Origin of the sequence: Streptomyces olivaceoviridis, assembly GCF_014650115.1 — a bacterium.
Classification (GTDB): Bacteria; Actinomycetota; Actinomycetes; order Streptomycetales; family Streptomycetaceae; genus Streptomyces; species Streptomyces olivaceoviridis.
Genome location: NZ_BMUI01000004.1, coordinates 395,174 through 422,170 on the forward strand (window position 1 = coordinate 395,174; position 26,997 = coordinate 422,170).

A 26,997-nucleotide genomic window follows, 5' to 3' on the forward strand; every position below is an offset into this window, starting at 1 on the left:
CCTGGTGCGCGCGGCCTGTGACCAAGCTCATCGCCGCGAACGCCGTCGCGGGTGGCATGGTGGACGGATGGGTGGGGGCATTCCGCCGTATACGTCCGACCTCTGCGAGTAACACCATGACCGCACACCCGGCCACCGCCACCCGCGCCGTCACCGGCGGCCCGCAGGAAGACGGCCCGAAGATCGTCGAGCACGTCCTGGGCTGGGTCCTCGTCGCGGTGTTCGCGATGCTGGTGACCCAGCTCGGCCTGCTCTGAACCGACGCGCACCCGCCTCCGGACACACCGCTCACGCGTACGGCTTGTTCTGACATACTGCGGCTGTCCCGTCGTCCCCAGATCAGGGCCGGTCTTGAACATGCCGCAGCAGCGTGCCGTCGTCCAGCCGCGCGGCACCGAGCGCTCCGTGGCGCGCCGCGCCGAACTCATCGCCATCGGGCGGAAGTTGTTCGCCGACACGTCCTACGACGCGTTGTCCATGGACGACATCGCCCGCCAGGCGCGGGTGGCCAAGGGCCTGATCTACTACTACTTCCGGTCCAAGCGCGGCTACTACCTGGCGATCATCCAGGACTCCGTCGCCCACCTGGTCACCTCCGCCGCCGGCGGGGTCGAGCTGCCCGCCGTGGACCGCGTGCACCGCACGATCGACGGCTACCTGCGCTACGCCGAGCACCACCAGGCCGCCTACCGCACCATCGTCAGCGGCGGCGTCGGCTTCGACACCGAGGTGCACGCGATCCGGGACGGTGTGCGCGAGGCGATCGTCGCCACGATCGCCGAAGGGGCCTACGGCCGCGCCGATATCTCCCCGGTGGCCCGGATGGGTCTGCTCTCCTGGGTGTGCAGCGTGGAGGGCGCCGCCCTGGACTGGATCGGTCACCCCCGGCTCTCCCGCGAGACCATGTGCGAGCTGCTGGTGAAGACGCTCGGCGGGGCCCTGCGCGCCATCGAGGAGCTGGACCCCGCCCACCCGGCCCCGCCGCCCGCCCGCCGGGGCGGCTGACCCGGGAAGAACCGTCAGTTGATCGCCTTGATCAGCTCACCGTTCGCGGTGTCGCCGCTCAGCTCCCAGAAGAAGGTGCCGCCGAGGCCCTGCTGGTTCTTGTACGTCATCTTCGTGGCGATGGTGGCCGGGGTGTCGTAACTCCACCAGTCGCTGCCGCACTTGGCGTAGGCGGTGCCGCCCACGGTGCCGGTCGCCGGGCACTTGGTCTTGAGCACCTTGTAGTCGTCGATGCCCTGCTCGTACGTTCCGGCCGCCGGGCCCGTGGCCGTACCGCCGGGGGCCGCCTGGGTGACGCCGGTCCAGCCGCGCCCGTAGAAGCCGATGCCGAGGAGCAGCTTGGAGGCCGGGACGCCGAGGCCCCTGAGCTTGGCGATCGTCGCCGACGTGTGGAAGTCCGCCTTGGGGATGCCCGAGTAGGAGTTCAGCGGGGAGTGCGGGGCGGTCGGGCCGGTCGCGTCCCAGGCGCCGAAGTAGTCGTACGTCATCGGGTTGTACCAGTCGACGTACTGGGCGGCGCCGGCGTAGTTCGCCGCGTCGATCTTGCCACCGCTGGTGGCGTCCGCGGTGATCGCCGCGGTCACCAGGTTCCCGGAGCCGAACTTCGAGCGCAGGGCGGCCATCAGGTTCTTGAACGCCTCGCGTCCGCTGGTGTCACAGGTGTTGCCGCAGGCGTTCGGGTACTCCCAGTCGATGTCGATGCCGTCGAAGACCCCCGCCCACTTGGAGTTCTTCACCAGGTCGTAGCAGGACTGGGCGAAGGCGGCCGGGTTCTTCGCGGCCTCGCCGAAGCCGCCGGACCAGGTCCAGCCGCCGAAGGACCACAGGATCTTCAGTCCGGGGTGCTTCTTCTTCAGCTTCAGCAGCTGGTTGAAGTTGCCGCGCAGCGGCTGGTCCCAGGTGTCGGCGACGCCGTCGACGGACTCGGCGGCGGTGTAGGCCCGGTCCGTGGCCGCGTAGGAGTCGCCCATGGCGCACTTGCCGCCGGTGACGTTGCCGAAGGCGTAGTTGATGTGGGTCAGCTTGGCGGCGGAGCCGGAGGTCTCGACGTTCTTGACGTAGTACTTGCGGTCGTAGGTGCCCCATTCGGTGAAGTAGCCGACGACCTTGGAGCCGGCCGCCGCCCGCGGGGCGCTCGGTGCCGCCGCGGTCGCCGTGCCCGTTCCGGCCAGTAGGCCGGCGCCGAGGGCGGCGGTACACGCGGCCGAGACGAGGGCCCGGACGAGGGAGCGGTGGGGAGTGTGCATTCGGGTGTCTCCTCGTGGGGGAGAGGGGAACGTGCGCCGATTGGCATGAACGCGGTAAAGCGTTGGTCATGCACCCTAGGAGGACTAGACCACTAGGTCAATGGTTCGGACCAATATCGCCCCCGCGTACGGCTCCGACTGGACTCCTGAAGTAAGCGGTCGTTAACTGGTGACGGGAGGTCGCTGATCGGGCATACTCACTGCGCATGCCGCTGGTCAGCAGCTTCCGAGACCCGGGAGCGGGCGCCTTCGGCGAAGCGCGATCACCAGGCGGAGCCGCCCCCCACCCCGGGCCGGACCGCCGGTGCCCGAACAGGGAGGAGCCCGACGCCATGTCCGACCGCGACCCGCAGCCGGTGGAGCGTCAACTGCCGACGGAAGAGGCGAGGGATCTGCTCGCCCTCGTCCGGGAGATCGCCCAGCGCGAGATCGCGCCCAGGGCCGCCGAGGAGGAGGACGCGGGACGCTTCCCGCGCGAGATCTTCGGTCTGCTCTCCGAATCAGGGCTGCTGGGCCTGCCCTATCCGTCGGAGTACGGCGGCGGCGACCAGCCCTACGAGGTCTACCTCCAGGTCCTGGAGGAGCTGGCCGCGGCCCGGCTCACCGTCGGCCTGGGCGTCAGCGTCCACACGCTCGCGTCCTACGCCCTCGCCACCTACGGCACCAAGCAGCAGCAGGTCGAGCACCTGCCCGCGATGCTGGGCGGCGGCCTGCTCGGCGCGTACTGCCTCTCCGAGCCGTCCTCCGGTTCGGATGCCGCCTCCCTGCGCACCAAGGCCGTCCGCGAGGGCGACGGTTGGGTGATCGACGGCACCAAGGCCTGGATCACCCACGGCGGGATCGCCGACTTCTACACCGTGATGGCCCGCACCGGGGAGGAGGGCCCGCGCGGGATCACCGCCTTCCTCGTGCCCGGCGACGCCCCCGGCCTGAGCGGTGCCGCGCCGGAGAAGAAGATGGGCCTGAAGGGCTCACCCACGGCGCAGGTGCACTTCGACGGCGTCCGCGTCCCGGACGACCGGCGCGTCGGCGAGGAGGGCCAGGGCTTCTCCATCGCCCTGGCGGCGCTCGACTCGGGCCGGCTCGGCATCGCGGCCTGCGCCGTCGGCCTCGCCCAGGCCGCACTGGACGAGGCGGTCCGCTACGCCACCCAGCGTCGTCAGTTCGGCCGGCCCATCGCCGACTTCCAGGGCCTGCGCTTCATGATCGCCGACATGGCCACCCAGATCGAGGCGGGCCGCGCGCTGTACCTCGCCGCGGCCCGGCTGCGGGACGCGGGCAGGCCGTTCGCCAAGCAGGCCGCCATGGCCAAGCTGCACTGCACCGACACCGCCATGAAGGTCACCACGGACGCGGTGCAGATACTGGGCGGCTACGGGTACACCGCCGACTTCCCGGCCGAGCGCTATATGCGCGAGGCCAAGGTCCTCCAGATCGTCGAGGGCACCAACCAGATCCAGCGGATGGTCATCGCCCGTCACGTGGCGGGGCCAGAAGATCGCTGAACTGGCCCGTGAGCACCGTCGGGGCCGCCAGTCTGATCCACTCCGGGTCATGGCGGCCCGGCAGGGTGCGACCGCGGTCGGCCCAGGTCCGCATGAGGTCGCGGTAGATGGGCGGGTCCGGCGGCGCGGCCGGCGGAACCGATTCTCCGGGGCGGGGGACGAAGATGCGGCGCTGACGCCCGGTTGCCGAGTACGTGGGGGTCATACCAGGGCAACGCGGCGACGGCCGGACAGGTCACCCTCCCACGGAATCGAGCTTCAGTTCATCCCCGTCCGGTTCCCCCTCGGGCGTCCCCGGGGCGGCTGACGCGGTCGATGGCCGAGCATCGTCCGCCCCCGCGAGGACAGTTGGCGACGGCCGGCGTGCCGGCCCGGCCGCACGGCCGAGTCCCCGTGTTCCCAGTGGAGTTCCTCGCCCTGCCGGGTCGGCCCGACGCGTTGCGCCGACGTGCGACGGCCCAACGCGCCCACGGCACCCGGGAGATCGACGGCCCGGTCCGTCCGCCCCTCACCCGAAGTGACGCGCGCGTCGGGAGCGCCGTCCAGGACGTCGCGCGCGGGGCGGGGTGAGCGAGCCGGCTCAGGCGGCCTGGCGGCGCATCGACGGCACGCGCATCGGGCGCGAGCCCGGGCCGCCGACGTGCGAGAAGGGCTGCGTCCGCCAGTTCAGACCCTGGGGAAGCGTGAGCAGCAGGGCGGTGTCCTGCTCCTGCGGCTCGAAGGACTCGTCCGCGGGGCGGGCGTCGGCCGCCGCACGGCCCGTGCCCGCGCACACCGTGAGCCCGAACGGGTTCCACGGCGAGGCGCACAGCGCGTGCTCCGGCAGCACTTCCTCGTCCGCCAGCAGCGCGATCGGCTGCGCGCAGTCCGGGCAGATCACCCGGTACATCTCGAAGGTGTCGTAGGCGTCCAGATCCTCGTCGAAGGCGTCGGGTCCGACGCCCTCCGGCTCGGGTTCGGCGACCGGCTGCCGGTGCGCGGACGCGGATCGACCAGGGCGATGGGTACTCTGCATGGGATTCTCCCCCTAAGGCTGGGCCGTGAAGGCGCTGCGGCCTCGACCACAGCAAGCACTTCCCGTCCGGTCTCGGCGGTAATCACGAGGGCATCACGGAGCCGGTGTTCGAGACGTGTGGTCTTCGTCACATGCCGTATGCGGGTGCCCGTCCCGGTGCATTTTCTGCCGAAACAGGGAATGACCTGCACCTCTGAGGTATCCGTGGAGATCAGGCGCACTGTAGGTTTTGGCGGCATGGAGGAGCTGGACCGTCAGATCGTGCAGCTGCTCGTCAAGGACGGGCGGATGAGCTACACAGACCTGGGCAAGGCCACGGGCCTGTCCACGTCGGCCGTGCACCAGCGGGTGCGCAGGCTGGAGCAGCGTGGCGTCATCCGCGGCTACGCCGCGGTGGTCGACCCCGAGGCCGTCGGGCTGCCGCTGACCGCGTTCATCTCGGTGAAGCCGTTCGACCCCAGCGCCCCCGACGACATCGCCGACCGCCTCGCCGGGGTCCCCGAGATCGAGGCGTGCCACAGCGTGGCGGGCGACGAGAACTACATCCTCAAGGTGCGCGTCTCCACCCCGCACGAACTGGAGGAACTGCTGGCCCGCCTGCGCTCGCTGGCCGGGGTTTCGACGCGGACGACGGTGGTCCTCTCGACACCGTACGAGGCCCGGCCGCCGAAGATCTGACAGCCGCCGCGCCGACGGCGCCGGGTGCCTTCCGGGCGCCCCCGGTGCTGCTCCCGCCCGGCTCCGCGAGAAACTGTCGGCCATGAGCAACCGCACCGCCGAGCCCCCCGAGACCGTCCTGCTCCGCCGTGGCGAGGTCCACAGCCCCGCGGACCCCTTCGCGACGGCGATGGTCGTCGAGGCGGGCCACGTCGCCTGGGTCGGCTCCGAGGGCGCGGCCGACGCCTTCGCCGACGGCGTGGACGAGGTGGTCGACCTCGACGGCGCCCTGGTCACCCCCGCTTTCACCGACGCCCATGTGCACACCACCGCGACCGGCCTCGCCCTGACCGGTCTCGACCTGTCCGGCGCCGCCTCGCTGGAGGCGGCCCTCGCCCGTGTCCGCGAGTTCGCCGCCGTCCGCCCCGACGACCGGGTCCTGCTGGGCCACGGCTGGGACGCCGCCCGCTGGCCCGGCGGCCGGCCGCCGACCCGCGCGGAGCTGGACGAGGCCACCGGCGGACGCCCGCTGTACCTGTCCCGCATCGACGTGCACTCGGCGGTGGTCAGCACCGCCCTGCTGGACCTGGTCCCCGCCGACGTCCCGCGCGAGGACGCCCCGCTCACCAAGGACGCCCACCACGCCGTCCGCGAGGCCGCCCTCGCCGCCATCACCCCCGCCCAGCGCGCCGAGGCCCAGCGCACCGCCCTGGCGCACGCGGCCTCCCTCGGCATCGGCACCGTGCACGAGTGCGGCGGCCCGCGGATCTCCTCCGAGGACGACTTCACCGGCCTGCTGCGGCTCGCCGCCGAGGTGCCGGGCCCCCGCGTCGTGGGCTACTGGGCGGAAGAGGACACCGCGAAGGCCCGCGAACTGGGTGCCACCGGCGCCGCGGGCGACCTCTTCGCCGACGGCGCCCTCGGCTCGCACACCGCCTGTCTGCACGAGCCGTACGCCGACGCCGGCCACAGCGGCACCGCCTACCTGGACGCCGCCGCCGTCGCCGCCCACGTCGCGGCCTGCACCGAGGCGGGCCTCCAGGCCGGCTTCCACGCCATCGGCGACGCCGCCGTGGCCGCCGTGGTGGAGGGCGTGCGCGCCGCCGCCGAGAAGGTGGGCCTCGCCCGGATCCGCGCCGCCCGGCACCGCGTCGAGCACGCCGAGATGCTCACCCCCGACACCGTCGCCGGCTTCGCCGAGCTGGGCCTGATCGCCTCCGTCCAGCCCGCCTTCGACGCGCTGTGGGGCGGCGAGGACGGCATGTACGCCCGGCGTCTGGGGGCGGAGCGGGCCCGCACCCTCAACCCGTTCGCCGCCCTGCTCCGCTCCGGTGTACCGCTCGCGTTCGGCTCCGACAGCCCGGTCACCCCGCTCGACCCGTGGGGCACGGTCCGTGCCGCCGCCTTCCACCGCACGCCCGAGCACCGGATCTCCGTCCGCGCCGCCTTCACCGCGCACACGCGTGGCGGCTGGCGGGCCGTCGGCCGCGACGACGCGGGTGTCCTGGTCCCGGGAGCCCCCGCCGACTACGCCGTCTGGCGGACCGACGAGCTGATCGTGCAGGCCCCCGACGACCGGGTCGCCCGCTGGTCCACCGATCCGCGCTCCGGCACGCCCGGTCTGCCCGACCTCACCCCGGGCCGTGACCTGCCGGTCTGCCTGCGGACCGTGGTCGGCGGGCGGACGGTGTTCGTACGGCCGGGCGAGTGATCTCCCGGGGCGGCCCGGGCCGCCCGGGCCGCCGGGGCCCCGCCGCCCGACCTGCGCATCCTCCCCACCGGCCCGGCCACCGATGCCGTCCGCGCAGTTCAAAGGGCTGTTGACAGTCGGCGGCCGGGGGCCGGTAGGTTCGTCCGAGTCCACCACCGGACGCCCGACCGGGGGACGTTCAGCCGACTCGTCGCAGCGCCGCTGGGTCAGGGACGGTGTGCCGCACCGGAGCACCGTCACTGGGAGCCAGGCTCAGCGCCCGCGCCGACGAGGGGAACGTTCCCGCGGGTCGGCCAGGTGTGACCCGGGTGGGGCCCGGGCGCTCAGTAGACAACGGCTTCGGTCGACCCGCAGCCAGCGGGTCCCGGGTCGGACCGAAGGGTGCCGGGCCCCCATCCGTCGCGGTACGAAGGTGTTCGGTGCGTGGTGGGAAGGTGCCGAAAAGAACCTTCTTACCCCGCTCTTGTGGAACCGACACCACCATACGAACGCGCTGTCACGTCTTCCCAGACGGCGGCCACTATGGTGGACCCCTGCGTACGACATGAAGGGGCAGCAGTGAACGACGGCGACGGGACCCTCGCGGCCAAGGCCCAGGGGAGGCAGTTCGGCCCGCTCGGCACGGCCTTGGTGATCATTCCGACCTACAACGAGGCGGAGAACATCAAGACCATCGTCGGCCGGGTGCGCAAGGCCGTCCCCGAGGCGCACGTACTGATCGCGGACGACAACAGCCCCGACGGCACCGGCAAGCTCGCCGACGAACTGGCCGCCGAGGACGAGCACGTCCACGTGCTGCACCGCAAGGGCAAGGAGGGCCTCGGGGCCGCCTACCTCGCGGGCTTCCGCTGGGGCCTGGAGCGGGACTACGGCGTGCTGATCGAGATGGACGCCGACGGCTCCCACCAGCCCGAGGAACTGCCCCGGCTGCTCACCGCCCTCAAGGGCGCCGACCTGGTCCTCGGTTCCCGCTGGGTGCCCGGCGGCCGGGTGGTGAACTGGCCGAAGTCCCGGGAGTTCCTCTCGCGGGGCGGCTCCACGTACTCGCGGCTCATGCTCGACGTGCCGATCCGGGACGTGACCGGCGGCTTCCGGGCCTTCCGCCGCGAGACGCTGGAGGGCCTCGGCCTCGGCGAGGTCGCCTCGCAGGGCTACTGCTTCCAGGTCGACCTGGCCCGCCGCGCGGTGAAGGCCGGCTACCACGTCGTCGAGGTCCCCATCACCTTCGTCGAGCGGGCATTGGGCGACTCCAAGATGAGCAAGGACATCGTGGTCGAGGCCCTGTGGCGGGTCACCTCCTGGGGCGTCGGGGACCGCCTCGGCAAGCTCACCGGCAGGGACAAACAGGCGTAGCGCCGGGTCCGCGGTCCCGGCCGGCCGGCCGTTCGCGCCCTGGGTGATCACCCCCTTATCCCGCGCTGAGCCGCGCCCAGGCACACTGGAACCATGACGACTGGCGCTCCGACCTCTCCGTACACCGACCGCCGCCGGCGCTCCCGGCTGCGCAGGTATCTGCCGCTGGGCTTCGCCGCGTGGCTGGTGCTGGAGATCTGGCTGCTGACCCTGGTCGCGGGCGCGGCGGGCGGCCTCACGGTGTTCCTGCTGCTGGTCGCGGGCCTCGTGGCGGGGTCCGTGGTCATCAAGCGGGCGGGCCGTCGCGCCTTCCAGAGTCTGAACGAGGCGCTGCGGCAGGGCGGCTCGCCGGCGCGCGGCGGCGGCAACGGCCTGATGATGCTCGGCGGTCTGCTGCTGATGATCCCCGGCCTGGTCTCGGACGCGGCGGGCCTGCTCCTGCTGCTCCCGCCGGTCCAGAAGGCGGTGAGCCGCTTCGCGGAGAACGCGCTGGAACGGAGTCTGCGCAAGGCCGCCCCGGGCAGCCTGGGCGACGCGTTCCAGCAGGTCCGCATCCACCGGCCCGACGGCAAGGTGGTGCAGGGCGAGGTCATCAGGGAGGACCGGCCCGAGCCGGGGGAGCACCGGCCCCCGCTCACTCGCTGAGCGTCCCGCACGAGCACGGAGAAACGACCGCGGGCGCCGTACGTCTTCACGTACGGCGCCCGCGGTCGTTGCGCTGTGTGCGCGTTATGCGCTCTTGCGGCTGTCCCTGGGGTGAACCGCGATGTTCATCGCCCCCGAGCGCAGCACCGCCAGACGCTCCTCAAGGACCTCTTCGAGTTCCTCGCGGGTGCGTCGCTCCATCAGCATGTCCCAATGGGTACGCGCGGGCTTGGCCTTCTTCTCCTCAGGGCCGTCGCCGTCCACGAGGAGTGCCTGGGCACCACAGACCTTGCACTCCCACTCCGGCGGGATCTCCGCCTCGACCGAGAAGGGCATCTCGAAGCGATGCCCCTTCTCGCATGCGTACTCCACGGCCTGGCGCGGGGCCAGGTCGATACCGCGGTCCGTCTCGTAGCTGGTCACCACGAGGCGCGTACCGCGAAGAGCTCGCTCACTCATGAATCGTGCCTCCCGGGCTTGTCGCCCACAGGACAGGTGTCGCTGTCGTCGTCATCCGGTCAACGTCCGGTCGGCGGTAAAGATTCCCGTTCCGAGTCCCGTTCCGGGTCATGCGTCGCCGTCGTAGCCGCCCCTTGTTCTACCCACAGGCGCCCGGTTTGTCACATCTGCTAGCAGATGTCACCCAGCGTTTCGGCATCTTTGACGCGCAGTAACGGTACGCCTGGCAGGCCAAACGCGTACACTACCGCCCTTTCATGTCGAGTGCTAAATCGGCGCTAGATCTTTTCCGGGACCGGGTTCCCCGCCTCGGAGATCGCACGCCGCACCGGGACCCGCGCGAGCAGGACGAAGCCGAGGACGAAGAAGGCCACCAGCGTGAGCGTCCACGCCACCAGGGAGCCGAGGACCGTCCGCTGCGCGCCGTACGTCCGCGCCGGCCGCCCCATCGCCAGTGCCCCCGCCACGGCCAGCACCTGCACCAGCAGGACCGCCCAGATCAGCGTCGACTGGCCGAGACCCGGCTCCTCGGAGCCGTAGACCGAGGCCAGCGTGATCACTGTCTGGATGCCGTCGTTGTAGACGAGGTACGCGAGCAGGAACGTCAGGGTCAGCGGATGCCGGCGCATGTCCCGGACCGTCGTGGCCAGCTGCCGCGGCCCTGGTGTGGCCTGGCCCACGCGCGCGGGGCGGTCGCGCAGCCTGCGCAGCGGTACGAGCGTGAAGGCGCCCCACCACAGGCCCGCCGAGGCCAGGCAGACGCGGACGGCGGCGGTCTCGGAGAGGCCGAAGGAGTCGTGCGCCGAGTACAGCACCAGGTTGGCGACGAGGACGAGGGAACCCGCCGCGTAGCCGAAGGCCCGGCCGCGGGAGGAGACCGCGTCGCGCTGCTCGGGCGCCGCGATCCGCGGCAGATAGGAGTTGTGGAGCATCATCCCGGCGGACTGCGCCGCGTTGGCCACGACGAGCAGCACCCCGCCGAGCAGATACCGGTCGCCGTCCAGGAAGAACATCCCGGTGGTCGCCGCCGCGCCGGTGTACGCCGCCGCCGCGAGCAGCGGCTTCTTGAGGCCCGTGCGGTCGGCCGCGCTGCCCACCAGGGCATCACGACGACGGCCAGGATCACCGACAGGGACACCGAGTACGCGAAGAAGGAGCCGGCCCGGACCGGGACGCCCAGCGGGTGCACATAGCCGTCGGCGTCCGCCGCGTGCTCGGCGACCGAGGTGAGGTACGGGCCGAGGAAGACGGTGAGCACGCTCGTCGAACAGACGGAGCACGCCCAGTCGTAGACGTACCAGCCGCGCTGCTCGCGCCCGAGGCCGGCGGACTCGTCCGCCGCCTCCGCCCGCACGGTGCCGGTGCTCACCCGTGCCCTCGCTTCCCCGCTCAACCGCGAAGGCCGGGCCGAGGCGGCCGGCTGGTCAGATCCAGACGCCGCGGTCCTCCATCACCTTGCGCAACGCGTCGATGTGATCGGTCATGATGCCATCAACCCCCAGGTCCAGAAGCCGGTGCATCCGTTCCGGTTCGTTGATCGTCCACACGTGCACCTGGAGCCCGAGCGCGTGGGCGGCGCGGACGAAGCGGTGGTCGACGACGGGCACGCCCGACTGGGCCTCCGGTACCTGCGCGGCCACGGCCGACCGGCGCACCGCGGCCGGCAGCCCCCACGAGCGCAGCCGCAGACTCAGCACCCCGCGCGTGCCGAAGGAGGTGGCCAGCCGCGGCCCCGCCAGCCGCTGGGCCCGCAGCACACGCGCCTCGGAGAAGGAGCCCACGCAGACCCGGTCCCAGGCGTCCGCTCCCTCGATCAGCTCCAGCAGGGGCCGCAGCGCGGGCTCCGCCTTGACGTCGACGTTCCAGCGCACCGCGGGGAAGGTCTCCAGCAGCTCCTCGAACAGCGGCACCGGTTCACGGCCGCCCACGCGCGCGCGGCGCACGTCCGCCCACGGCAGGTCGGCGATCCGGCCCGCGCCGTCGGTGACCCGGTCCAGGGTCGTGTCGTGGAAGGCGACCAGCCGGCCGTCCGCCGTGGCGTGCACATCCGTCTCGATGTACCGGTAGCCCAGCTCCACCGCGCGCCGGAACTGGGCCACGGTGTTCTCCAGGCCGTCGGCCGCCCCGCCCCGGTGGGCGAAGGCGATCGGCCCCGGGTGGTCCAGGAACGGGTGGCGCGGGCGCGGTGTCGTGGGGCTCACGGTCGCAGTATCGCGCGCCCGGGTGTCGCCGCGGCGACGACCGTGCTGCCCGCCGATGCCGACGGGACGGCGAACACCCGCAGGAAGGCCTGCGCCAGCGGTCCGATGGACACGGCGTAGAGCACGGTGCCCACCCCGATGGTGCCGCCCAGGACGAATCCGGTGACCACCACCGCGATCTCCACGGCCGTCCGCATCAGCCGGACCGACCGGCCGGTGCGCCGGTGCAGCCCCGTCATCAGCCCGTCGCGCGGGCCCGGCCCGAAGCGCGCCGCGATGTAGAGGCCGGTCGCCGCGCCGTTCAGCACGATCCCCGCGACCAGCAGCGGGACACGGGCGGTGAGGGAGTGCGCGTCCGGGAGCAGGGCGAGCGTGCCGTCCATGGCGAGGCCGACCACGAAGACGTTGGAGACCGTGCCGAGTCCGGGCCGCTGGCGCAGCGGGATCCACAGGAGCAGTACCGCCGCGCCCACGATGATCGACACCACCCCGATGCTCAGCCCGGTCAGCTCCGCGAGCCCCTGGTGCAGCACGTTCCACGGCTCCAGGCCCAGGCCGGCCGCCACGAGCAGCGCGGAACTCGCGCCGTACAGCGCGAGCCCCGCGTACAACTGGACCAGCCGCCGTCCGAGGTGGCGGCCGGGAGCGGATGGACCGGGAGCGGATGGGCTGGAAGCGGATGGGCTGGGAGCGGACATGGACATATCCCCCTGGGTGGTGGCGGTGGCCTGACGCATGACACTCTGTGGCTTGGGATGAATCGTCATCCATGGCCAATTCGGGGAAGGTGGACTGATCTCCATGGCGCAGTGGACCTCGGCCGTGGGGGCCGCGCAGCTCGCCCGGCTCCTCAAATCGCAACAGGACCGCCCGGCCGGCCCCGGCACCCGCCGTCCCCCCGCCTACCGCGCCCTCGCCGACGGCGTCCGGCTGCTCGTGCTGGAGGGCCGGGTCCCGGTGGCCGCGCGCCTGCCCGCGGAACGCGAACTGGCCCTGGCCCTCTCCGTCAGCCGCACCACCGTCGCGGCGGCCTACGAGGCGCTGCGCGGCGAGGGCTTCCTGGAGTCCCGGCGCGGCGCCGGCAGCTGGACCGCGGTACCGGCCGGCAACCCCATCCCCGCCCGCGGCCTGGAGCCCCTGCCGCCCGAGGCCCTCGGTTCGGTGATCGACCTCGGCTGCGCCTCGCTCCCGGCGCCCGAGCCGTGGCTCACCCGGGCGGTGCAGGGCGCCCTGGAGGAACTCCCGCCGTACGCCCACACCCACGGCGACTACCCGGCCGGGCTGCCCGCGCTGCGCTCGATGATCGCCGAGCGGTACATCGCGCGCGGGATCCCCACGATGCCGGAGCAGATCATGGTGACGACCGGTGCCATGGGCGCCATCGACGCCATCTGCCACCTCTTCGCGGGCCGGGGCGAGCGGATCGCCGTGGAGTCCCCGTCCTACGCCAACATCCTCCAGCTGATGCGCGAGACGGGTGCCCGGCTCGTGCCCGTCGCGATGGCCGAGGGCCTGTCCGGCTGGGACCTGGACCGCTGGCGCCAGGTGCTGCGCGAGGCCGCGCCGCGGATCGCCTACGTGGTCGCCGACTTCCACAACCCCACCGGGGCGCTCGCCGACGAGGACCAGCGGCGCCGGCTGGTGGACGCGGCCCGCTCGGCCGGCACGGTGCTCGTCGCCGACGAGACGATGAGCGAGCTGTGGCTGGAGGAGGACTTCCGGGACGGCGGCATGCCCCGCCCGGTGTGCGGCTTCGACCCGGCCGGCTCCACGGTGATCACGGTCGGCTCGGCCAGCAAGGCGTTCTGGGCGGGGATGCGGATCGGCTGGGTGCGGGCGGCGCCGGACGTCATCCGCAGCCTGGTCGCCGCGCGGGCCTACGCCGACCTGGGCACGCCGGTGCTGGAGCAGCTGGCCGTGAACTGGCTCTTCAGCACCGGGGGCTGGGAGCAGGCGGTCGAGCTGCGCCGGGCGCAGGCCCGGGAGAACCGGGACGCCCTGGTGGCCGCGCTGGGCCGGGAACTGCCCGGCTGGGAGTTCGAGGTGCCCCGGGGCGGCCTGACCCTGTGGGTGCGCGCGGGCGGTCTCTCCGGGTCCCGCCTCGCGGAGGCGGGCGAACGGACGGGCGTGCGTGTCCCGTCCGGCCCTCGCTTCGGTGTCGACGGCGCGTTCGAGGGCTATGTCCGGCTTCCGTTCACCGTCGGGGGAGCGGTGGCGGACGAGGCGGCGGCTCGGCTCGCCGCCGCGGCTCGGCTGGTGGAGTCGGGGGCGACGGGGGCGGGCGAGGCGCCGAGGACGTTCGTGGCGTAGGCGGGGCGGGTTCGGGGGCTCGGATGTGTGGTCCGGGAGGACTCGGCGGCCCGGGGGCCTCGGGCGCGTGTCCGGCTGCGGGACCGTCGTGGCCGGTCGCCCGGTTCCCCGCGCCCCTGGGGAGCCGCAGTCCCGTCGGCCGCGTGGTTCCGCTACCGCCAGGGCGCTACGAAGGCTCCGCCGCCAGGGCCTCCGCGGGGACCGGTGCCTTCCCCGCCGTCGGTTCCGAGACATCCGTCGGTTCCGAGACTTCCGTCGGTTTCGAGAGAGCCGTCGGTTTCGAGACTGGCGGCTCCTCCTCCACGGCGGTGGTCCGCGGCGGGAGCAGTTCCAGCACCGCCTGCCGGTCGGCGTCACTCGTGGCGTCGTCGTACGGGTCCGGCGTACGCGGCACCTGAAGCCGGTGCACCGGACCGGACCCCAGCCGGGCGTACCCCCGCCCGGGCGGCACGTGCGCCATCGACGTCGTGTGCGGCGGCGCCCCCAGCACCGCCTCCACCTGTTCCGGCGCGGCGGACCCGAGCACGACACGCGCGCGCGTGTGCTGCCGTACCGCGTCGGCGAGCACCTCCGCGCTGTCGAACTGCTCGGCCACGACCACGGTCACGTTCGCCGCGCGGCCGTGCCGCAACGGCACCTGGAGCAGCGTCTGCGGGTCCTTGCGGCCGTCCGCCAGGGCGAGGTGCGCGAAGACGCTCGGGCGGTCCACCAGGATCCACAGCGGGCGCCGGGTGTCCGGGGGCGGTGGGTCGCCCGCCTGCCGCGCCAGGTTGATCGCGATGAGCCGCCGCTCGGTCTCCCGCGCGGCCCACTCCAGGCTGGCCAGCGCCCCGGGCAGCGCGCACTCCACGGCCAGGACGGCGTTGCGTCCGGTCAGGCAGGCGTACTCGCCGGTGCCGCCGCCGTCGACGATCAGCACGTCGCCGTACTGGAGGGCCTGGATGGCGACGGAGCGCAACAGGGTGGACGTACCGCTGCCGGGGTGGCCCATGGCCAGCAGGTGCGGCTCGGTGGAGCGGATGCCGGTGCGCCAGACGACCGGCGGTACGTCGACCCGCTCCTCCCCGTAGGACAGGGGGAGCGTGCGCTGGACCTCGCTGGGGTCGGTGAAGCCGAGGACTGTCTCGCCGGGGGCGGTGACGAAGCGCTGGGCGGGGATGTCGGCGGGCAGCGGGGGGAGCGCGTTGACGGTGAGCTGGTTGCCCTCCTCCTCCCACGCGAAGTGGTACTCGCGGCTCCGCCCGGCCTTCGCGGTGAGCAACTGCTCGATCCGCGCGCGGGCCGCGGGCTCGCCGTCCGGGAAGTAGGCGGGGTAGCGGATCACGAGGTGGCCGATGCGCCCGGCGTCGTCGAACTCGTGGGCCGCGTAGGCCTTCTCCCACTCCCCGCCGTGCGCGTACAGCGGCGCCGGGTCGTCGGAGCTGGAGAAGTACGGCACCAGGGCTTCGTACAGCGCCTGGAGCCGTTGGGTCTGTGACTCGTCGGGCCCCTCGGGCGCCGACGGGGTGCGGTCCCGGCCGTGCCAGGCCGCTGCCGCCATCACCGCGATGACGGCGAGCAGCGGCCCGTACGGCATCAGGGCCACGATCAGGACCATGGAAGCCGCGAAGAACAGCAGTGGCCCGCGCTTGTCCTTGGGCGTGTCCGCCCACCTGCGCCGGCCGGCCGAGGCCAGCAGGCGCAGCCCGCGCGTCACGGTGATCAGCGGCTGGAGGACGTCGGTGGCGCTGTCGGCCGCCGTCCGGGCCAGCTCCCTGCTCCGGGCGATCTGCGTCCGGGCGATCTGGGCGCTGTCCTTGCTCAGAATGCGGGGGAGGGGGCGCCGGGCCACTGCTGTCTCCTGATGGTGCGTGCGAGCGGGGCTGGAGGGGTCAGAACTTGATGCCGCCCAGGAGGCTGGCCAGGCTCTCTCCTCCGGCTTTGATGCTCGGGGCGATGCCTGTGGTCGACAGGTAGAAGCCGAAGAGTGCCGACACCGTGGCGTGCGAGCCCTTCAGTCCGTCCTTGCGGAAGAACAGGAAGACGACGACGCCGAGCAGCAGCACGCCTGAGAGCGAGAGGATCATTTGGGGCCTCCTGGTGTCGATGGTGGGGGACAGTCACCATGAGTTCTTCCAGGATCACAGGATGTATCCATACGATTAAAGGTGCAACTGGGTGAAAAGCGGTGGATTTCCCTCACTCGGACGAGTGCGCCAGAACGCGATTGACCAGGCGTCTTGTCGGTGCGGTGCCCTGGGTGGGCGCTGCTGCTGATCTTTGCCTCGGGCGGATCGGGTCATGTGCCACGCGAGCCAGTACGCTGGCGATTCACTCGTACGAAGCAGTCCCCGAATCAGCATGGAGAGGCGGTCCGGCCGATGAGTGAAGTTCCCGACCCCGAGGTCGTGGAGCTGGCGACCAAGATCTTCGATCTGGCCCGGCAGGGGCAGACCGAGGCGCTCGTGGCGTACGTCGACGCGGGTGTTCCGGCCAACCTCACCAACGACCGCGGCGACTCCCTGGTGATGCTCGCCGCCTATCACGGTCACGCCGACGCGGTGCGCGCGCTGCTCGCGCGCGGCGCGGCGGCGGATCAGATCAACGACCGGGGTCAGACCCCGCTCGCGGGTGCCGTCTTCAAGGGTGAGACGGACGTCATCAAGGCCCTCCTGGAGGGCGGAGCCGATCCTTCCGCAGGCACGCCGTCGGCCGTCGACACGGCCCGGATGTTCGGCAGGACAGAGCTTCTGGAACTGTTCGGCGTCCACTGACGTCGACGCGCTGACCAGGTACGACACGGAAAACGGGGGAGGCGGTACAGGGCCGCCGGAAATACGGTCGCGGCAGCACACACCGCGGGTCATCATGACGTCGTGATTCACGGACGCGATGGCTGGGCAGGTGTTGCCGCACCGCGCGGGCCGTGATGCGGTCCGCATGGGCCACCGACGAGAGGCAGAGAGAGATGGTCTACAGCAAGCAAGAGACGGCGGGCGCTCCGACGTTGTGTCACGCGGCCAGGTAATGCGTGTTTCCCGGTTGCTTCGACGCTTGATGTGAGGCTGTTTCCCATGTTCGATCCGGTCATAGCGCCCAGCGGTACGCTGCTCGGCCTGCTCCAGCGCGGCCGTGGTGACGGCACGCTGCACGCGCTCACGGCCCCGCGCGCCGAAGCGCTCGCGGCCCTGAACCACTGTGTGCTGAGCGACCCCCGCCACGACTGGCAGGTGGAGAACCGCTCCCTGTACTACGCCCGGCTCTTCCTCGACCTGAACGGCGAGCTGGACGCCGTGGAGGCACACCTCTTCGACCCCGAGGACGTCCTCGACACGGACGAGTCCCGCACCGGCCTGGCCCTGGCCGTCCTCGGCCACCTCGCCTCCTACGGCAGGCGGGACGCCCTGGTACTGCTGCGCAGGTACGCCGCGCACGGCTCCAACTGGGCGTGGGCCCTGGACGAACTGGCCCTCAGGGACGACGACGCCGGCCTGCGCGCCCTCGCCGCCCCCGTCCTGGCCCGCTTCGCCACCGATCCCGAGGGCGAGGCCGAGCTGGCCGCCGCCGTACGCGACGCCTTCGAGCCACGGCCCTGGCGGCTGTGGGCCGAGGATCCGCGCGCATCGATCGCCACCCGGGTGCGTGCCGCCCAGGAGGCCGGCTGTTTCGACCGCTGGCAGCGGCAGATGCGGCCCACCGGCCCGCGTCCCGACTGGAGCGTCCGCGCCGTCTTCGAGTGGGCCCAGCAGGGTATGGAACGCGGCGCCGCCCTCCATGTGCCCGCCGCCCGCTGCCTGGTCGCCGTGGCCGGCCCGGAGGACCGGCCCGAGATCCTCCAGGCCGCCCGGACCGGCACCGACGGAGCCCGCTGCACCGCGCTGCGCTACCTCGCCGACAGCAACGACCGTGACGCGCTCGACCTGATCGAGGCCGCCGTCGTCGACGGGACGGCGCCCGTCGTGGAGGCCGCCGTCGACGCATTCGAACGGATGCGCAGCATCGCCGCCGTCGACCGCGCGCGCGGCTGGGCCCAGCGCCCCGACGCGCTCGGTGCCGCCGCCGGACGCATGCTCGCCTGCCGCGGCGGCGCACAGGACCGCGACCTCGTCCTCGGCGCCCTTCGCGAGGCCGTGCGCGGCGAGGGGCCGGACGCCCCCACCCTGTGGACCCTCGTCGACGGCGCCGGACGCCTCGGCATCGCCTGCGCCGCCCCCGTCCTGCGCCATGTCTACCGTGAGACGGCCTCCTCCCATCTCCGTGGCCGCGCCGCCCGCGCGCTGGCCGCCACCGACCCCTCGTTCGCCACCGGCTTCGCCGTCGAATGCCTGTGGGACTGCGAGGAGACCACCCGTGAACTGGCCGCCCGGCACGCCGAGACCGGCGACGCCCGGGTGGTGGAGCGCCTGCGCCGTCTGGCCGCCGATCCGGCCGAGGAGGACGAGGTGCAGACCGCGGTACGCAGCCGCTTCGGGCCGGATGCGGCCTTCGGCTGAACCGCTCGGGACCGGACGTGAGCCTCGGCCGAGCCGCGGCTGCCGGCCCCCATCCGTACATCTGCCCCGGCGGACGAGCGCCCGCCGGGTGAACACCGGGTGACCCGCGGGTCAGGTGGTCATGACGGCCGCCTGACCCGCTCGGGTGTGCAGCCCAACGCTCATGGGACGTTCCCCGCGCCGAAAGATCGAAGTTGACGCGGGCACGTCCGGCGCGGCGACAACACCCGTATGCGTGTCGTCATCGTGACCGAATCCTTTCCCCCCGATGTGAACGGCGTGGCCCACTGCGCGCTCCAGACCGCCCGGCACCTCGTAGATCGCGGTCACCTCCCGCTCGTCGTCGCCCCCGCTCCCGCGCCCGGCAGCGGCCCGGACACGGACGCCCCGTGCCCGGTCGTCCGGATCCCCTCCCTCCCGCTCCCCGGCTACCCGCAGGTCCGCGTCGCCCTCCCCAGCCGGCGCCTCGCCGCCGCCCTCGTCGCGCACCGCCCCGACGTGGTCCACCTGGCCAGTCCCTTCGTCCTCGGCGTCCGCGGCATGGCGGCCGCCGCCCGGCTCGGCATCCCCGCCGTCGCCGTCTACCAGACCGACCTGGCCGGCTACGCCCGTACCTACATGGGTGCCGGGGAGGCCGCGGCCTGGCGGCGGATCCGCTCCGTGCACGGCGCCGCCGACCGCACCCTGGCCCCCTCCAGCGCGGCCCAGTCCGACCTGGAGGAACACGGCATACCGCGGGTACGGCTCTGGCCGCGCGGCGTGGACACCGCACGTTTCCGGCCACAGCGCCGCGACGAGGCGCTGCGCCGCGAACTGGCGCCGAACGGCGAACTGATCGTCGGCTACGTCGGCCGGCTCGCCCCGGAGAAGCACGTCGAACTGCTCTCCGGAGTCTGCGGGCTGGCCGGCGTGCGGGTCGTGGTCGTCGGCGACGGACCCAGCCAGGCCCACCTGACCGAGGCCCTGCCCGGCGCCGTCTTCCTCGGCCGTCGCACCGGCGACGAACTGGCCCGGATCTTCGCCTCGCTGGACCTGTTCGTGCACACCGGCCCCTTCGAGACGTTCTGCCAGACCGTCCAGGAGGCCATGGCCAGCGGTGTCCCGGTCGTGGCGCCGGCCGCCGGCGGCCCGCTCGACCTGGTCGACCACGGCCGTACCGGCCTGCTGGTCCCGCCGCGCGACGCCGCCGCCGTACAGGAGGCCGTCCGCGCCCTGGCCGCCGACCCCGCGCGGCGCGCCGCGTACGGCGCCACCGCCCGCGCGACGGTCGAGGGCCGTACCTGGGCCGCCGTCGGCGACCAGTTGATCGCGCACTACGACGACGTCCTCGCGAACCGGAAGACGGCGGTGGCGGCATGAGCGGGCAGTCCCTGCGCATCGTGCGCCTCGCGAACTTCGTCGCCCCCGCCTCCGGCGGCCTGCGCACCGCCCTGCGGGAACTCGGCAAGGGCTTCCGGGCCGCGGGCCACGAACCGGTCCTGATCGTGCCCGGCGAACGGCACACCGACCGCGACACCGAGCAGGGCCGGGTCATCACCCTGCCCGGCCCGCCGCTGCCCGGCACCGGCGGCTACCGCGTCCTCACCGACAAGCGGCGCGTCGCCGCCCTCCTGGAGGAACTGGCCCCGGACCGCCTGGAGGTCTCCGACCGGACCACCCTGCGCTGGACCGGCCGCTGGGCCCGCCGCGCGCGCGTGCCCGCCGTGATGGTCTCCCACGAGACCGCCGACGGCGTGCTGCGGACCTGGGGCCTGCCCGAGCACCTGGCGCGGCACGCCGCCGACTCCCTCAACACCCGGACCGCGCACGTCTACTCGCGGGTCGTGTGCACCACCGAGTTCGCCGAGCGCGAGTTCGTACGCATCGGCGCGCGCAACGTCGTACGCGCCCCCCTGGGTGTCGACCTGATGGAACGGCATCCCGCGCTGCGCGACCCCGGGCTGCGTGACCGCTACGCGCGCGGGGACGAGGCGCTGCTCGTGATGGCGTCCCGGCTGTCCGTCGAGAAGCGCCCCGGCACGGCCCTGGACGCCCTGGAGGCGCTGTTGCGGCGCGGACGGCGGGCGGTGCTCGTGGTGGCCGGGGACGGGCCGCTGCGGGCCCGGCTGGAGCAGCGCGCCCGGGACCGGGGGCTCCCCGTGGCCTTCCTCGGGCACGTCTCCGACCGGACGGCCCTCGGCGGGCTCCAGGCGTCCGCCGACGTGTGCCTCGCGCCCGGGCCCGCCGAGACCTTCGGACTGGCCGCGCTGGAGGCCATGGCGTGCGGCACCCCCGTGGTCGCGAGCGCCTCCTCCGCGCTGCCCGAGGTGATCGGGTCGGCGGGGGCCACCGCGGCGGGCGGCGGAGAGGCGTTCGCGGACGCCGTGGAACTGCTGCTGGACCGCGCCGAGCCCGAGCGGCGGGAAGCGGCACGCGCGCGTGCGGAGTGCTTCGGCTGGGGAACCGCCGTGGAAGCCTTCCTGGCGGCCCACGACACGGAGGTGCTGCGCCACGCCGACGCCCGGCCCGCCGTACCGGAGGGTGTGGCATGAGAGCCGGTGCCGCGGTGAAGCGGAGTGGCTCCGTCTGCGGCGGAGGGGGTGGCTCTGGAGCTGATGTCGCGACGCGGTGCGGCGGCTGCGTCTGTGGGGGAGGGGGTGGCTCGGGAGCCGGTGCCGCGGCGCAGCGGAGCGGCACCGTCCGCTTCGTCGCGCTCGGGGACTCGCTGACCGAGGGCGTGGGCGACCCGGCCGGTGCCGGATGGCGGGGCTGGGCCGCGCTGCTGGCCGCTTCCCTCGCCGAGGACAGCGAGCGGGTGCGGTTCACCAACCTCGCGACGAGCGGGGCGCAGACCCGGGACGTGCTGGAGAGGCAGACGCCGGCCGCCCTGGAGCTGCGCCCCGACCTGGTGTCCGTGGTCGTCGGCGTCAACGACACGCTGCGCCGCACCTTCGACATCCACGCTGTGGCCGCCCACCTCGACCAGGTCTACGGCTCCCTCACCCGGCAGGGCGCCACCCTGCTCACCGCCTGCCTGCCCGACCCCGGCGCCATGCTCCGGCTCCCGGGCGCCCTGGCCCGCCCGCTGGCCCGCCGGCAACGGGCGGTCAACGCGGTCGTCCACGCGCTGTCCGAGCGGTACGGCGCCGTCCACCTGCACGCGGCGGACGACGGCTGGATCAGCGACCGGAGCCTGTGGAGCGCGGACCGGCTGCACCCCGGCGAGCGCGGTCACCGGCGGTTCGCCGCCCGCTGCCACGCCCTGCTCGCCGAGACGGGCCGCGCGACCGGGGAACCTGTCTCGCCCGAGCCGGAGTTCCCCGCGCCGACCCGCACGGCGCGCCTGTGGTGGCTGGCCACGGCGGGGACCGGCTGGGTGCTCCGCCGCTGCAACGACCTGCTGCCGCAGCTGCTGTGCCTGGCCGCCGGCGAACTGCGCCACCGCGCCCGGGGCACCGGCGCCCGCCTGGACCACCGCGCGTCGGCAGCGGTGTCGGCAGCCCTGGCGGCCCTGCCGGAGACCTCCACCGAGGAGGCGGTCGCCCAGTGGCGCGGCAACGGGAGGGAGGCGGCCCTGGCGGAGGGGACGGCCGAGGTGGTGGGCCCTGAGGCGACGGGGGCCGTCGGGACGGCCGCCTCCACCGGGGCCGTTGCGGCCGGTTGAGGTGGGGCGGAGCAGCTTTCGGTGACATTCGGCGGGTGGGGCGGTGGGGCTGTTGCCGCGGAGGAGTCCCAACGCCGACCGGTGAACGCGCGGTACGTCCGACGAGGTGCCCCGGTCACCGCGGACGTCCCGGCCGTAGCGGCTCAGCGGCGCCGCACCGGTACGAACCGGACCGGGGTACCCGGGAGGGCCTGGGCGGCGGCCGGGAGGTCGGCGGCGCGGACCACCGCGATCACCGGGTAGCCGCCGGTGGTCGGGTGGTCCGCGAGGAAGACCACCGGGCGGCCGTCCGGCGGAACCTGGACCGCGCCGAGAACCATGCCCTCGCTGGCGAGTTCACCGGTCCGGGCCCGCTCCAGCGCGGGCCCCTCGGTGCGCAGGCCGATGCGGTTGCTCGCCGAGGAGACCCGGTACGCGCGCGTGGTGAGGTCCCGGACCGACCGCGCCGTGAACCAGTCGTCGCGCGGGCCCGGTGTCACCCGGAGCACGAGCTCGGCCGGCGGACACGGCTGTGGCGCGCCGTCCACGCGCGCGGGAGGACCGGCCGGGGCGCCCAGCGGCAGGACCGTGCCGTCCGTGAGTGGTGCCGGACCGAGGCCGGACAGCAGGTCGGTGGCGCGGCTGCCGAGGACCGGCTCCACGGCGACACCGCCGCCGACCGCGACGTAGGCGCGCACGCCCGCCGTGGCCGCGCCCACTTCCAGCAGTTCGCCCGCCGGCACCACGACCGGGGCGCCCCACGCGGCCGGGCGACCGCCCACCGTCACCGGGCAGGGCGCACCGCCGACCGCGACGGTCACCGTCGAACGCGGGCGCAGCGCACAGCCGTTGAGCGTGGTCTCCAGGACGGCGGCGTCCGGCGGATTGCCGACGAGCCGGTTCACCAGCGCCGCGGCGAGCGGGTCGAGCGTTCCGGAGCGGGGCACGCCCAGGTGCGCGTACCCCGGCCGCCCGCGGTCCTGCACGGTGGTCAGCGCCCCGGCGCGTACGACGACCAGCGCACGGTCGGTCATGGGGCCTCCCAGGTCACGGGTCCCGCCGGCACGAGCCACGCGCGCGCGTGGGCTTCCGTTCGCTGCCCGGTCACGTGGGTCTCCCGGGTGCGTACCGCTACCGGTGTAGCTGTTTCCCCGGCGCGCACCCGTGCCGGTGCGGCCCTCCGCCCCCCGCTCATGCGCCCTCCACCGGCACGAACCGTACGCGCGTGCCCGGCTCCCACAGGGCCGCCGGGACGCGTGCCGGGTCCCACAACACCGTGTCCGTCGTGCCGATCAGTTGCCAGCCACCGGGCGAGGAGCGCGGGTAGACGCCGGTGTACGGGCCGGCCAGGGCCACGGCGCCGGCCGGAACCGCCGTGCGCGGGGTGGCGCGGCGCGGGACGTGGTAGCGCTCCGGGAGCCCGGTGAGATAGCCGAAGCCGGGCACGAAGCCGCAGAAGGCCACCGTGAACTCGGTGCCGGCGTGCACGCGGGCCACCTCCCGTTCCGGCACCCGCCAGTGCGCGGCGACCGCCGCCAGGTCCGGGCCGTCGTACCGCACGGGCAGTTCGATCAGCTCGCGCGCGTGGGCAGGCGCCTCCAGCACCCGTGTGCCGGTCAGTTCCGCCGCCCAGCGGGCCGGCTCGGCCAGCCCGTCGAGCAGGACCGTACGGGCCGCCGGCACGATCTCGCGCACGGTGAGCGCGCCGTCCGCGCGGCGCCGCAGCAACTCCGCGTGCAGGGCCTGCGCCTCCTCCCCGGAGGCCACCTCGACGAGCAGCGCGTCGTCCCCGACGGCAAGCGCCCTCACGCGAACGCCTCCACCCGCACGCCCGCCGCCGCCAGCCGTTCCCGCACCCGCCGGGCCAGGCCGACCGCGCCCGGCGTGTCGCCGTGCAGGCACAGCGACCGGGCGCGCACCTGGATCCGCGCGCCGGAGTGCGCGAGGACCGCACCGGAGCGCGCGAGGCTCACCGAGCGCTCCACGACGTCGTCCGGGTCGGTCACCACGGCACCCTCGTGGCCGCGCGGGACGAGCGTGCCCTCGTCGGTGTACGCGCGGTCCGCGAAGGCCTCCGTGACGGCCGGCAGGCCCGCCTCGGCCGCCAGCTCCAGGAACCGCGAGCCGGGCAGGCCCAGTACCGGCAGCGAGGCGTCCGCCAGGCGCACGCCCTCGATCACCGCGCGGGCCTGCTCCTCGTCGTGCACGACCCGGTTGTAGAGGGCGCCGTGCGGTTTGACGTACGCCACGCGCGCGCCCGCGGCCCGCGCGAACACCTCCAGGGCGCCGATCTGGTAGGCCACTTCGGCCGCCAGCTCGGCGGGCGGCACATCCATCGCGCGCCGTCCGAAACCGGCCAGGTCCCGGTAGGAGACCTGCGCGCCGATCGTCACCCCGCGCTCGGCCGCCCGTTCGCACACCCGGCGCATGGTGGCAGCGTCCCCGGCGTGGAAGCCGCAGGCCACGTTGGCGCTGGTGACGACGGACAGGAGTTGTTCGTCGTCGGTCAGCCGCCAGCGGCCGAAGCCCTCGCCCAGGTCGGCGTTCAGATCGATCGCGGTCATGGTGTTCTCGCGTCTCCGGTTGTCGTGGACTTCTCTTGTGCGCGGTTTCGGGCTCCGGTACGACCGGGCTCAGTCGACGCCGACCAGCCGGTACTGCTCGTCCCGTGCGTCGGTCAGGAACATCTGGCCCGGCGCGTGGGTGATCGCGAACGGCGGCCGGGAGGCCATCACCGCCGCCTGCGGGGTCACCCCGCAGGCCCAGAACACCGGGATGTCGCCGTCGGCGACGGTCACCGGGTCGCCGAAGTCGGGCCGGGAGAGGTCCTCGATGCCGAGGGCCGCCGGGTCCCCGCAGTGCACCGGACCGCCGTGCACGGCCGGCAGCAGGCTGCTCTCCCGGATCGCCGCGCCCAGATGCTCGGGCGGCACCGGCCGCATGGAGACCACCATCGGCCCGCGCAGCCGGCCCGCCTCCCGGCAGGCCCGGCTGGTCACGTACATCGGCACGTTCCGGCCCTGCTCGACGTGCCGGATCGGCACGCCCGCGCGGGCCAGCGCCCACTCGAAGGTGAAGCTGCACCCGAGCAGGAACGACACCAGGTCGTCCCGCCAGTAGGCGCGTGCGTCCGTGGGTTCGTCGACCAGCTCGCCGTCCTGCCACACCCGGTAGCGCGGCAGGTCGGTGCGCAGGTCGGCGCCCTCGGCGAGGACGGTCGTCGGGGAACCGGCGTCCGTGACGTCGAGCACGGGGCACGGCTTGGGGTTGCGCTGGCAGAACAGCAGCATGTCGTAGGCCCAGTCGGTGGGCACCGCGATCAGGTTGGCCTGTGTGTGGCCCGCCGCGACCCCGGCGGTCGGCCCGGCCAGGCCGTCGCGGAAGCGGGCCCGCGCGGTGTGCGGGCTCCACGCGTGCGCGTGCGCGTCGACGGTGGTGACGGGCCGGTCCCCGGTACGGTTCACCCGCGTCACGCCAGCTCCTTCCCGCGCGTCTCCGGCAGCCCGAGCAGCGCCAGCGCCGCGAGGCCGTAGCCGATCGCGCCGAAGACCAGCGCCCCGCCGACGCCCCAGCTGTCCGCCAGGAAGCCCACCAGCGTCGGGAACACCGCGCCCACCGCGCGGCCCGTGTTGTACGTGAAGCCCTGCCCGGTGCCGCGTACCGCCGTCGGGTACAGCTCGCTCAAGTAGGAGCCGAAGCCGCTGAAGATGGCCGACATGCAGAAGCCGAGCGGGAAACCGAGCACCAGCAGCAGGGTGTTGGCGCCGTGCGGGATGTTCGTGTACGCCAGGATGCACACCGCCGACAGCAGCGCGAACAGCCAGATGTTGTTCCGCCGGCCGAGCCGGTCGGTGAGGTGGCCGCCGGTCAGGTAGCCGAGGAAGGCGCCGGAGATCAGGAAGGCCAGATAGCCGCCGGTGCCGACGACCGACAGACCGCGGTCGGACTTCAGGTACGTCGGCACCCAGGTCGCCAGCGTGTAGTAGCCGCCCTGCACGCCCGTGGACAGGAGGCTCGCGAAGACCGTGGTGCGCAGCAGGCCGGGGGCGCCGTCCCGGCCGGCCGGCCGGAAGATCGCGGCGAACGAGCCCCGGCGCGGGTCCTGTTCACGGGCCGCCGTCGCCGTGGGGGCGTCGTGCACCGAGCGGCGCAGCCAGACCACGAGCAGCGCCGGCAGCGCGCCGGTCCAGAACATCACCCGCCAGGCGAGGTCGTCGCCGGCGAAGGAGAACACCAGCGTGTAGACGACCGCAGCCAGTCCCCAGCCGACCGCCCAGGAGCTCTGGATCGCGCCGAGCGTACGGCCCCGGTGGCGCGCGCTCGCGTACTCGGCGACCAGGATCGCGCCGACCGCCCACTCGCCGCCGAAGCCGAGGCCCTGGAGGGCGCGGAAGACCAGCAGGGTCTCGTAGGTGGGCGCGAAGCCGCAGGCGACGGTGAAGACGGCGTAGGTGACCACCGTGATCATCAGGGCCCGGACACGGCCCACCCGGTCCGCGATCACGCCGGCGGCGGCGCCGCCGACCGCCGAGACCACCAAGGTGACGGTGGTGAACAGGCCGGTCTGGCCGCTGCTGAGGCCGAAGTACGCCGAGAGCGCCACCATGCTCAGCGGCAGGGTGAAGTAGTCGTACGAATCCAGGGCATATCCGCCGAAAGCACCGGCGAACGCGCGCCGGCCGCGCGGGCCGAGGGCGCGCAGCCAGGCGAACGCGCCGTCCTCGGCGCCGTGTTCGGCCGGTGCCGCGCGGACGTCGGTGGAGGGCGCGGACCGGGGTGGTGGGGTCGTGCTCAT

The 26,997-nt window shown here is 73.7% G+C and carries 24 protein-coding genes and 2 pseudogenes; 13 read left to right on the plus strand and 13 right to left on the minus strand.

Annotated elements, in window-relative coordinates:
- Positions 1 to 116 precede the first annotated feature (116 nt).
- A complete protein-coding gene (locus IE273_RS11020) occupies positions 117 to 257 on the plus strand; it encodes an SCO1431 family membrane protein (protein ID WP_103816500.1) in 141 nt (46 codons plus the stop codon).
- A gap of 100 nt (positions 258 to 357) precedes the next feature.
- Complete coding sequence (locus IE273_RS11025) at positions 358 to 1,005, plus strand: TetR/AcrR family transcriptional regulator (RefSeq protein WP_189814947.1); 648 nt, start codon at positions 358 to 360, stop codon at positions 1,003 to 1,005.
- 14 nt (positions 1,006 to 1,019) lie between these two features.
- Here the strand turns inward: IE273_RS11025 and IE273_RS11030 are convergent, their stop codons facing one another.
- Positions 1,020 to 2,252, minus strand: coding sequence for a glycoside hydrolase family 18 protein (locus IE273_RS11030; protein WP_189814948.1), 1,233 nt, complete (start codon positions 2,250 to 2,252; stop codon positions 1,020 to 1,022).
- Between the two features lie 332 nt (positions 2,253 to 2,584).
- On the opposite strand from IE273_RS11030, the gene IE273_RS11035 reads away from it, so the two are divergent.
- Positions 2,585 to 3,757 (plus strand): acyl-CoA dehydrogenase, encoded by a 1,173-nt coding sequence (locus IE273_RS11035; protein WP_189814949.1) that lies wholly within the window; start codon positions 2,585 to 2,587, stop codon positions 3,755 to 3,757.
- Between the two features lie 580 nt (positions 3,758 to 4,337).
- Here the strand turns inward: IE273_RS11035 and IE273_RS11040 are convergent.
- On the minus strand, positions 4,338 to 4,772 hold the full coding sequence (locus IE273_RS11040) for a hypothetical protein (RefSeq protein ID WP_189814950.1): 435 nt from the start codon (positions 4,770 to 4,772) through the stop codon (positions 4,338 to 4,340).
- A gap of 237 nt (positions 4,773 to 5,009) precedes the next feature.
- Here IE273_RS11040 and IE273_RS11045 point away from each other — a divergent pair, with 237 nt between their 5' ends.
- The 4 genes from IE273_RS11045 to fxsA all read left to right on the plus strand — a co-directional run bounded on the left by IE273_RS11045 (position 5,010) and on the right by fxsA (position 9,138).
- On the plus strand, positions 5,010 to 5,450 hold the full coding sequence (locus tag IE273_RS11045; RefSeq protein WP_014671472.1) for an Lrp/AsnC family transcriptional regulator: 441 nt from the start codon (positions 5,010 to 5,012) through the stop codon (positions 5,448 to 5,450).
- Positions 5,451 to 5,532: 82 nt separating this feature from the next.
- The gene (locus IE273_RS11050; RefSeq protein ID WP_189814951.1) at positions 5,533 to 7,140 is read left to right on the plus strand and encodes an amidohydrolase; all 1,608 of its coding nucleotides are present in this window, start codon (positions 5,533 to 5,535) and stop codon (positions 7,138 to 7,140) included.
- Between the two features lie 558 nt (positions 7,141 to 7,698).
- Positions 7,699 to 8,493, plus strand: a complete 795-nt coding sequence (locus IE273_RS11055; protein WP_189814952.1) for a polyprenol monophosphomannose synthase — start codon at positions 7,699 to 7,701, stop codon at positions 8,491 to 8,493.
- Between the two features lie 93 nt (positions 8,494 to 8,586).
- On the plus strand, positions 8,587 to 9,138 hold the full coding sequence (gene fxsA / locus IE273_RS11060; protein ID WP_189814953.1) for an FxsA family membrane protein: 552 nt from the start codon (positions 8,587 to 8,589) through the stop codon (positions 9,136 to 9,138).
- An 84-nt stretch (positions 9,139 to 9,222) separates the two neighbouring features.
- On the opposite strand, the gene IE273_RS11065 is transcribed toward fxsA, so the two are convergent.
- From IE273_RS11065 to yczE, 4 genes and pseudogenes are all read right to left on the minus strand, one after another.
- A complete protein-coding gene (locus tag IE273_RS11065) occupies positions 9,223 to 9,597 on the minus strand; it encodes an RNA polymerase-binding protein RbpA (protein WP_003977404.1) in 375 nt (124 codons plus the stop codon).
- Positions 9,598 to 9,875: 278 nt separating this feature from the next.
- Positions 9,876 to 10,966 (minus strand): annotated as a pseudogene (locus IE273_RS11070) (MFS transporter).
- A 55-nt stretch (positions 10,967 to 11,021) separates the two neighbouring features.
- Entirely contained in the window at positions 11,022 to 11,798 is a 777-nt protein-coding gene (locus tag IE273_RS11075; RefSeq protein ID WP_189814954.1) for a glycerophosphodiester phosphodiesterase family protein, read from the minus strand.
- Positions 11,795 to 12,535 carry a membrane protein YczE gene (gene yczE, locus IE273_RS11080; RefSeq protein WP_189814955.1) on the minus strand — a complete coding sequence of 247 codons (741 nt, stop codon included), beginning with the start codon at positions 12,533 to 12,535 and terminating at the stop codon, positions 11,795 to 11,797. Before yczE ends, IE273_RS11075 begins: the two co-directional genes overlap by 4 nt.
- A 64-nt stretch (positions 12,536 to 12,599) precedes the next feature.
- Here yczE and IE273_RS11085 point away from each other — a divergent pair, with 64 nt between their 5' ends.
- A complete protein-coding gene (locus tag IE273_RS11085) occupies positions 12,600 to 14,108 on the plus strand; it encodes an SCO1417 family PLP biosynthesis transcription factor (RefSeq protein WP_189814956.1) in 1,509 nt (502 codons plus the stop codon).
- Between the two features lie 166 nt (positions 14,109 to 14,274).
- Here IE273_RS11085 and IE273_RS11090 read toward each other — a convergent pair whose 3' ends face one another.
- Positions 14,275 to 15,939, minus strand: a complete 1,665-nt coding sequence (locus IE273_RS11090) for a hypothetical protein (RefSeq protein ID WP_189814957.1) — start codon at positions 15,937 to 15,939, stop codon at positions 14,275 to 14,277.
- A 40-nt stretch (positions 15,940 to 15,979) separates the two neighbouring features.
- Positions 15,980 to 16,174 (minus strand): hypothetical protein, encoded by a 195-nt coding sequence (locus IE273_RS11095; protein ID WP_014671463.1) that lies wholly within the window; start codon positions 16,172 to 16,174, stop codon positions 15,980 to 15,982.
- A gap of 294 nt (positions 16,175 to 16,468) precedes the next feature.
- On the opposite strand from IE273_RS11095, the gene IE273_RS11100 reads away from it, so the two are divergent.
- From IE273_RS11100 to IE273_RS11120, 5 genes and pseudogenes are all read left to right on the plus strand, one after another.
- Positions 16,469 to 16,861, plus strand: coding sequence for an ankyrin repeat domain-containing protein (locus IE273_RS11100; protein ID WP_189814958.1), 393 nt, complete (start codon positions 16,469 to 16,471; stop codon positions 16,859 to 16,861).
- Positions 16,862 to 17,161: 300 nt separating this feature from the next.
- On the plus strand, positions 17,162 to 18,580 hold the full coding sequence (locus IE273_RS11105; RefSeq protein ID WP_189814959.1) for a HEAT repeat domain-containing protein: 1,419 nt from the start codon (positions 17,162 to 17,164) through the stop codon (positions 18,578 to 18,580).
- Positions 18,581 to 18,811: 231 nt separating this feature from the next.
- Entirely contained in the window at positions 18,812 to 19,939 is a 1,128-nt protein-coding gene (locus IE273_RS11110; RefSeq protein WP_189814960.1) for a glycosyltransferase family 4 protein, read from the plus strand.
- Positions 19,936 to 21,111, plus strand: a complete 1,176-nt coding sequence (locus IE273_RS11115) for a glycosyltransferase (RefSeq protein ID WP_189814961.1) — start codon at positions 19,936 to 19,938, stop codon at positions 21,109 to 21,111. The genes IE273_RS11110 and IE273_RS11115 overlap by 4 nt, the downstream gene beginning before the upstream one ends.
- A gap of 146 nt (positions 21,112 to 21,257) precedes the next feature.
- A pseudogene (locus tag IE273_RS11120) lies at positions 21,258 to 22,223 on the plus strand (SGNH/GDSL hydrolase family protein); the annotation flags it as partial.
- A 143-nt stretch (positions 22,224 to 22,366) separates the two neighbouring features.
- Here IE273_RS11120 and IE273_RS11125 read toward each other — a convergent pair.
- The 5 genes from IE273_RS11125 to IE273_RS11145 form a co-directional block, all read right to left on the minus strand.
- Positions 22,367 to 23,236 carry a 5-oxoprolinase subunit C family protein gene (locus IE273_RS11125; RefSeq protein WP_189814962.1) on the minus strand — a complete coding sequence of 290 codons (870 nt, stop codon included), beginning with the start codon at positions 23,234 to 23,236 and terminating at the stop codon, positions 22,367 to 22,369.
- A gap of 157 nt (positions 23,237 to 23,393) precedes the next feature.
- The gene (locus IE273_RS11130) at positions 23,394 to 24,011 is read right to left on the minus strand and encodes a 5-oxoprolinase subunit B family protein (protein ID WP_189814963.1); all 618 of its coding nucleotides are present in this window, start codon (positions 24,009 to 24,011) and stop codon (positions 23,394 to 23,396) included.
- Positions 24,008 to 24,766, minus strand: a complete 759-nt coding sequence (locus tag IE273_RS11135; protein ID WP_189814964.1) for a LamB/YcsF family protein — start codon at positions 24,764 to 24,766, stop codon at positions 24,008 to 24,010. Before IE273_RS11135 ends, IE273_RS11130 begins: the two co-directional genes overlap by 4 nt.
- Positions 24,767 to 24,835: 69 nt before the next feature.
- The gene (locus IE273_RS11140; RefSeq protein ID WP_189815014.1) at positions 24,836 to 25,666 is read right to left on the minus strand and encodes a putative hydro-lyase; all 831 of its coding nucleotides are present in this window, start codon (positions 25,664 to 25,666) and stop codon (positions 24,836 to 24,838) included.
- Between the two features lie 5 nt (positions 25,667 to 25,671).
- Positions 25,672 to 26,997: an MFS transporter gene (locus IE273_RS11145; RefSeq protein ID WP_189814965.1), complete on the minus strand. Its 1,326-nt coding sequence runs from the start codon at positions 26,995 to 26,997 to the stop codon at positions 25,672 to 25,674.

Excerpts from the sequence above, each read along its gene's own strand:
- IE273_RS11020 (WP_103816500.1), top strand. The coding sequence starts at position 117 with ATGACCGCACACCCGGCCACCGCCACCCGCGCCGTCACCGGCGGCCCG.
- IE273_RS11025 (WP_189814947.1), top strand. The coding sequence starts at position 358 with ATGCCGCAGCAGCGTGCCGTCGTCCAGCCGCGCGGCACCGAGCGCTCC.
- IE273_RS11030 (WP_189814948.1), bottom strand. The coding sequence starts at position 2,252 with ATGCACACTCCCCACCGCTCCCTCGTCCGGGCCCTCGTCTCGGCCGCG.
- IE273_RS11035 (WP_189814949.1), top strand. The coding sequence starts at position 2,585 with ATGTCCGACCGCGACCCGCAGCCGGTGGAGCGTCAACTGCCGACGGAA.
- IE273_RS11040 (WP_189814950.1), bottom strand. The coding sequence starts at position 4,772 with ATGCAGAGTACCCATCGCCCTGGTCGATCCGCGTCCGCGCACCGGCAG.
- IE273_RS11045 (WP_014671472.1), top strand. The coding sequence starts at position 5,010 with ATGGAGGAGCTGGACCGTCAGATCGTGCAGCTGCTCGTCAAGGACGGG.
- IE273_RS11050 (WP_189814951.1), top strand. The coding sequence starts at position 5,533 with ATGAGCAACCGCACCGCCGAGCCCCCCGAGACCGTCCTGCTCCGCCGT.
- fxsA (WP_189814953.1), top strand. The coding sequence starts at position 8,587 with ATGACGACTGGCGCTCCGACCTCTCCGTACACCGACCGCCGCCGGCGC.
- IE273_RS11065 (WP_003977404.1), bottom strand. The coding sequence starts at position 9,597 with ATGAGTGAGCGAGCTCTTCGCGGTACGCGCCTCGTGGTGACCAGCTAC.
- yczE (WP_189814955.1), bottom strand. The coding sequence starts at position 12,535 with ATGCGTCAGGCCACCGCCACCACCCAGGGGGATATGTCCATGTCCGCT.
- IE273_RS11085 (WP_189814956.1), top strand. The coding sequence starts at position 12,600 with ATGGCGCAGTGGACCTCGGCCGTGGGGGCCGCGCAGCTCGCCCGGCTC.
- IE273_RS11095 (WP_014671463.1), bottom strand. The coding sequence starts at position 16,174 with ATGATCCTCTCGCTCTCAGGCGTGCTGCTGCTCGGCGTCGTCGTCTTC.
- IE273_RS11100 (WP_189814958.1), top strand. The coding sequence starts at position 16,469 with ATGAGTGAAGTTCCCGACCCCGAGGTCGTGGAGCTGGCGACCAAGATC.
- IE273_RS11105 (WP_189814959.1), top strand. The coding sequence starts at position 17,162 with ATGTTCGATCCGGTCATAGCGCCCAGCGGTACGCTGCTCGGCCTGCTC.
- IE273_RS11110 (WP_189814960.1), top strand. The coding sequence starts at position 18,812 with ATGCGTGTCGTCATCGTGACCGAATCCTTTCCCCCCGATGTGAACGGC.
- IE273_RS11115 (WP_189814961.1), top strand. The coding sequence starts at position 19,936 with ATGAGCGGGCAGTCCCTGCGCATCGTGCGCCTCGCGAACTTCGTCGCC.
- IE273_RS11125 (WP_189814962.1), bottom strand. The coding sequence starts at position 23,236 with ATGACCGACCGTGCGCTGGTCGTCGTACGCGCCGGGGCGCTGACCACC.
- IE273_RS11135 (WP_189814964.1), bottom strand. The coding sequence starts at position 24,766 with ATGACCGCGATCGATCTGAACGCCGACCTGGGCGAGGGCTTCGGCCGC.
- IE273_RS11145 (WP_189814965.1), bottom strand. The coding sequence starts at position 26,997 with ATGAGCACGACCCCACCACCCCGGTCCGCGCCCTCCACCGACGTCCGC.